3 protein-coding genes are annotated in these 6,584 nt (G+C 41.9%); all 3 read right to left on the bottom strand.

The annotated features are described in order from the left end of the window. Nucleotides 1–226 precede the first annotated feature (226 nt). A complete protein-coding gene (locus BMW53_RS10075; RefSeq protein WP_038555770.1) occupies nt 227–1,816 on the bottom strand; it encodes an ABC-F family ATP-binding cassette domain-containing protein in 1,590 nt (529 codons plus the stop codon). 249 nt (nt 1,817–2,065) lie between these two features. After that, nucleotides 2,066–3,187: a tyrosine-type recombinase/integrase gene (locus BMW53_RS10070; protein WP_217642928.1), complete on the bottom strand. Its 1,122-nt coding sequence runs from the start codon at nt 3,185–3,187 to the stop codon at nt 2,066–2,068. A 1,008-nt stretch (nt 3,188–4,195) separates the two neighbouring features. Next, nucleotides 4,196–6,478, bottom strand: coding sequence for a glycoside hydrolase family 3 C-terminal domain-containing protein (locus tag BMW53_RS10065; protein WP_038555767.1), 2,283 nt, complete (start codon nt 6,476–6,478; stop codon nt 4,196–4,198). Nucleotides 6,479–6,584: the final 106 nt, after the last annotated feature.

The raw sequence follows: 6,584 nt of genomic DNA, 5'->3' as shown, positions 1-6,584 counted from the left end.
TTAAAAAGTGTGGGGCGTGAAAACCCACCATACCAATATTTTAAAGAACAAGTTCGCATACTAACGATAACCCCCAAACGCTGCACCATAACGGTAAATTGTATGAGTAGTGGCAGATTGCGTGGCACTTTCCTGTCAAACCGCTACGCAGTTTGAGCGGGCTACAAACCTTGATATTTACCACATCGCCTGCCATTACTTATACAAAGTGTTAGCTGCTGTATTTTTATAAATTAATTGTTCTTTCTATGTTTATTTGCTCTAAAAAAGTTTCATCGTGCGAAATGACAATCAATGTACCCTGATAATCATTGATGGCATTTGTTAGTATTTCTATGTTATAAATATCCAAATTATTGGTCGGTTCGTCCAAGATTATGATGTCTGGCGATTGATTGTAAATGCTTAAACAACATAACATCAAACGCATTCTTTCCCCACCACTTAAAGCATTGCAAGGCTTGTCCCAATCTTCTTTTGGGAACAAAAACCTATTTAGTCTTATTTTTATTTCGTGTTCCTGCAATGCAAAAGTATTAAATTGCTGTGACTGCTCATAAACTTTTCGGTTGTTATCTATTAACGAATAATCTTGGTCAATATAAACCGATTTGTTTTCTGCAATAAAGACTGTGCCGATTTGCGGTACAAGATATCCCAAAATCATTTTTATTAAAGTCGTTTTACCAGAACCGTTTGCTCCTTTTACAGATATTCGTTCCCCACTAACAATTTGAAAATTCAAATTTTCTCTCCATAAATAGTTTTCGGTTGTGTACCCGAAATTAATACTATTTGCAATAAAAAGATTTTTGCCTCTATGAAGTTTTGAATTGTCAAATCCAAACTTCATTTGGTTAATTTCAGAAAGGGAAGAACGCAACTTTTGTAATTCAGTTCTGACAATTCCTATTTTTTCTGTGTGAACACCCGCTATTTTAGCAGTACTTAACTCTGCACTGTTTTTCATAGCATTGGAAACTATTTTAGGAAGCCCCGCTTTACCACTACTTTTTTTTGCTCGTGTGTCCAGTTTTCTTTGACGTTCCAAAGTTTCACGTTGTTTCTCTTTGGCTTTTTTCAAGTCCTTTTCCTTGCTTTGAATATCTTGGTTAAGCGCATTTATTTCAATTTGTTTTTGTTCCTTATAAAAGTCGTAATCACCACCATAGACTTTAATTCCATTTGAGTTTAATTCGCAAACGGTATCTAAGAGGTTCAGTAATTTTCTGTCGTGGCTTACGATAACCAAAGTACTTTCTGTAGATTGAATATAATCATACAACAGTTGCCTGCCAAAAATATCCAAATGATTGCTTGGTTCGTCCAGCAAAACCAACTCATATTGATGGATAGAAATGCCTGCGAGAAAAACTTTTGTCTTCTGTCCTCCACTAAGGGTGTCCATTTTTTGAGACAAGTCTAAATTGGATAAATGCCAATAGTTCAGAGCATCTTTACAACGGTCTTCTAATGTCCAGTCATCATTAAGCAGGTTGAAATTTTCTTCACTTATGTTTCCGTTCAAAATTTCATTTAAGGCATTTAACTTATTTTCAATCCTTAATGCCTGAGCAATGCTCAAATGGTTAAACTGTCCGCAAATTTGTGGGATATAATACGGTTCCGCATCAACATTTATTTTACCGCCTGACGGTTCTAATTCTTTAGCAATAATTTTCAACAACGTTGATTTTCCAACTCCGTTGCTACCAATCAAAGCTATTTTGTCGTGGTTGTTTATCGTTAGGTTGATGTCAGTAAACAGCAAATCTTTATTAGGGTGTGTATATGATACACTATGTAAAGTCAACATAATTTCTTTCTTTATAAAAAATGAAACACTCACAGCAAAATATTCTACTGTACTTTTTTATCTATATGTGAAAGAAATTATTTTTTCATCCCTACTGACTGTTTAGTTTTAGATTTTGCAAATATATAAAATTATGTGGCAGCTTCCTAATATTGCAGCTAACGTACATGGAACCCGACAAGTTGGGTTATATCTATATTGTTGGGTTGGGTTATACTGCCGATTAGGGTGTGTAACCCAACCTTTTTGCTAAAGTAGTTCATCTAATGGATTTTTAAAGTTCTTAAAATTATGTTCCGTAACATGTGTGTAGCGTTGTGTGGTTTTAACACTTTCGTGGCCTAACCAGGCTTGTATATACCGGATGTCAACTCCTTGTTCAAGCTGATGTGTGGCAAAACTATGCCGCAGCATGTGCAGGTGTACGCGTCTTTTAATGCCGGCCCGGTAGGCTGCTGCTTTCAATAATTTCGAAATACTTTCGGCTCCGTACCTGCCTCCTGTTTGTCCTTCAAAAAGCCAAACTTTTGGTTTGTATTGGGTATAATACTGGCGTAACAGTTCTAAAAGCCTGGGCGAAAGTTGAACATAACGGTCTTTCTTCCCCTTCGCCCCCTTTATTTTTATCATCATTCGTTTCGAGTCGATATTGGTAATTTGCAAATTAACAACCTCGCTTCTTCGTAAGCCACACGAGTAGATAGCCGAAAGCATGGCTTTATGTTTCAGGTTTTTTGTCGATTTTAAAATGTTGCCTACCTCTTCTTTGCTCAGTACATCGGGTAAAAGTGTTTCTTTTCTGGGGCGTTCTATTTCGTAAACATGTCTTCCTTTTCCAAGCACTTTTTCGTAAAAAAACTTAATGGCATTTATTCGTTGGTTTTGCTCGCTAGTGGTTATATTCCATTTGTTAATTAGTTCCAGCAAGTAGGCATTTATTTCTTCCACCTGGAGTTCCGCTAAATCCCTCTCGTCGAAATAGTGAATAAAATCTTTGAAATAGGCCGAGTAAGTCTTGCTTGTGCTCTTGCTGTATCGCTTCTGTTTTAAAAGTTCAAGATAGCCTTTGGGGAGCCTTATGCCCGACCGGTGAGAGTAGTCGCGCTTAGTTTTCTCCGAAACTTCAGGCCTGGTTTTTATTTTCAATGCCGAATAATTGATATAAGCCAAATCTTTGAGGGCTTCAAAAAAACGGTTAAGGTTAAAATCTTGCTTTGCGATTGTCCAGCCCCGTAGTGTAGGACTCCAGCGTATGGGGAATAATTCTTTCAGGCGGTGGGTGATTTCCGGGTTGTATGTAAACTTCGCCAGAATAACTTCCTGTTGACGGTGTTCCCTCGATTCAAGCTTTATTTGCGTGTAGGTATTCAAAAGGTGTTAATATTTAGTGCATTAAATGTAGTCATTATTTTATTATGTTGGTGGTTTTTGTTTATTTTTTGTTGATAGCAGTATCTTGTTAGTTGTATTTTTCTGAAGTTTGTAACTTGCTGACGAGGTGTTTTTTGCATTCGTTTGTGAGTGCTCTGAACTTCTTGCCGATACCTCTGAACGAGCTTCGTAGTGCTCTGAACCAATTGTGGACTTTTATGAATTAATTGTTGACTTCTCTGAACGAGTTGCGACTGCCAATCTAGCAGGTGGTGAGTTAAATGCACCGCCTTTATTTTACGCTGAATGATCTGTTAAGTGTTCCGAACCACTTTCAAACACGTTTGAACGGTTGGCCATGCATGCCGAATTACTTACGGTCTTTCACGAACAACATACCGCCTGTTCGCAGCAATTTGTATCAGCATTTATTGTAATTAATCTACATTGGTACGATTGAATGGATTTGCGGCCGCAAGCAACTTCCCTTTTTCCGCTTATTTGAGGGGCTGAAAACCTGAGCCTTACTGAAGAGTGAAAGAGAGATTGCTTCAGTCGTTTCACTCCTTAGCAATGACTTGGTTGTTAAAAAAGACCAGCCGCGGACTATGAACTATTTCATACCGGCACGATTCACTCCCGTCCGCGGCGCTTTGTTAATGTAGTATCTGTAATTGGCAGCGTAGCGAAGCAATTCCCTTTTTGCCGCTTGTTTAAGCGAGGGCTGAAATGGAAAGATCAATTGAACATGTAAAGTACGGTGCAAGATCACCGTTATCTGTGTGCTAATACCCCAGGGGCAAAGCCCCGGCACATTATAGCATCGTCCGTAAGGGCGATGATTTCTGTATTGAACAATGCGAAACCGGATCGCGAGATATAACAGCTGGATTGGTAGGGCACTGTGTATTTTTTGCACCATCCTTCAGGGCGATGATTTCTGGAATGTAAACAAAGGATCCGATCGGTATAAGAGTTCGTAAAAACCGACCGGATCCTTTTGGCTATTTATTTAAGCGCAATTTGTTTCTTTAAACGAATGTCGGCCGATGAAGCGCCAACCAGCAATTCAATAGCGCAAAGGTCGTTGTCCCAGGCTTGCTTCTCTTCGTTCCAGTATTGCAGCTCTTCTACCGGAATTTCCAAAGTTACCGTTTGGCTTGTACCCGGCTCAAGTGGCACGCGTGTAAAAGCTTTTAACTCTTTAAACGGCCATTCAACCGACGGGTTAATGCGGTGAACATACACCTGAACAACTTCTTCGGCAGCCATTTCGCCGGTATTGCTTAAGTTAAACGACAAGGAAATGGTTTCGTTGGCACCATAACTTTCCTGTGTGGTATTTAAATCGGCATAAGCAAATTCGGTGTACGATAAACCGTAACCAAACGGATACATTACCGGTTTGTTTTTCGTATCGAACCAGCGATAACCCACCAGCGATTCTTCCGAATAGTAAGCCGTGTTCGGATCGTTCTCCTGCTTGCCGTCGGCAGCGTGTGCTTCCGATTCTTTTTCGTCAACAAGGTCAACAAAAATATCGCCTTTTTTGGCTCCCTGCGGATAGTTGCCCAGCGCGTAAGCCGGCGAATCTTCCAGTTTTATGGGCAGGGTAAACGGCAAACGTCCGCTTGGCGAAATGTTTCCAACCAAAATGTCGGCCAGTGCATTTCCGCCTTCGGTGCCGTTAAACCACGATTGCAACAAGGCTTTCGACAGCGGTTTTACCGTGTTCAAATCGTTGGGTGCACCACTAACCAGCACGGTAACAATATTCTCGTTTACCGCACTTATTTTCTGGATTAAATCATCCTGTTCCGATGGCAGGAAGATGTTTTCGCGGTCGTTGGCTTCGGTTTCCACGGCACGGTTGTCGCCACCAATAAACAACACAATATCGGCTTTGGCTGCCAATGCAACAGCTTCTTTGTTTAGTTTTTTATTCAGAACAGCTTTCTCTTTATCCTCGCGGTCGATATCTTCCTGCGATTTGGCGCCGAATATACGTGCGTAATCCAGCTCCACCGGAACATAACCCTGTGCATACTGAATGTCGGCTTTGTCGCCAATTTTGTTTTTCAGCCCTTCAAGTGGCGTAACTTCGTACAAGGTTTTTACACCTGCACCAATACCTCCGTTACCCATTTCGCGAACAGCGTTTTCACCAATTACAGCAATTAATGGTTTTTTACTGAGGTCGAGCGGAAGGATACCTTCGTTTTTCAGCAATACCACGGATTTTGAAGCTACGTCGTATGCAGTTTTCTGGCTTTCGGGTTGCGAGGTAACTACCTGGTTGGCCTCTTCGGCAGGAATGGGCTCGATTGCCAAACGCACACGAAGAATTTCGCGCACCCGCTGATCGATCACTTCTTCCGAAACAGCACCGGCTTTCACCGAGTCGAGCAAGGCCTCGCCCAAATACCGGCTGTCGGGCATTTCAACATTCAGCCCGTGTTTTACCGATTCAACAGAAGAGTGTGTGCCATTCCAGTCCGACACCACAAAACCGCCAAATCCCCATTCCTCACGAAGGATCTGGTTCAGCAGCACGTCGTTTTCGGCGCACCACCAGCCATTTACTTTGTTGTAGGCCGCCATTACACTGTAGGCATCGGCTTCCTGAACGGCCGCTTTAAATGGTGGCAGGTAAATCTCGCGCATGGCACGTTCGCCAATAATTACGTTTACCGTTCCGCGGTTGTTCTCCTGGTTGTTCAGCGCATAGTGTTTTAAACAGGCCGCAACACCATTATCCTGCGCACCTCTTGTGTATTCAACTGCCAGTTGCGAGCTCAGATAGGGGTCTTCGCTCATGTACTCGTAAGTACGTCCGCCGGTAGGAATTCGCTGAATGTTGATGGCCGGCCCAAGGATAACATCTTTTCCGCGCAAACGGGCTTCTTGGGCCATTCCTGTTCCGTAGGCATATGCCAGCTCCGGACTCCAGGTGGCTGCCAGTGCCGATCCGGTGGGGAAGAAGGTAGCCTTGTCGTTTTCCCAGCCAAGCGGTGCCCAGCTTTTGGGTTCCATTTCCTCGCGGATACCAAACGGCCCGTCGGCATAAATCATGTCGGCAATACCCAGACGCTCAACTCCGGCCGATACAAACATGTATTTTCCGTGCAGCATGTTTACTTTTTCGTCCAGTGTCATTTGCGAAATGATACCATCGATTTGTTCATCGTATTGAAACAATGATGATTTGAACGTTTCTGTTTGGGGGGCTTTCGGTGTGCACGCCCCGAGTAGTGCTGCAATGAGCATAATAATTGTGGTTTTGTAGTTCATAATGATTATTTGTTAAAAATTATTTTAGTTGTTGTTGCGGGCGCAAATGAGCACCCTTTTCGTTGAAAACGATTATCAAACTTATTTCATATTGTAAAAGTAACAA

It is taken from the genome of Draconibacterium orientale (genome assembly GCF_900111425.1).
In the GTDB taxonomy this organism is placed as follows: Bacteria; Bacteroidota; Bacteroidia; order Bacteroidales; family Prolixibacteraceae; genus Draconibacterium; species Draconibacterium orientale.
This window is presented reverse-complemented; position numbering and strand designations above follow the sequence as displayed.

Coding starts and splice junctions, on each gene's coding strand:
- BMW53_RS10065 (WP_038555767.1), bottom strand. CDS start 6,478: ATGAACTACAAAACCACAATTATTATGCTCATTGCAGCACTACTCGGG.
- BMW53_RS10075 (WP_038555770.1), bottom strand. CDS start 1,816: ATGTTGACTTTACATAGTGTATCATATACACACCCTAATAAAGATTTG.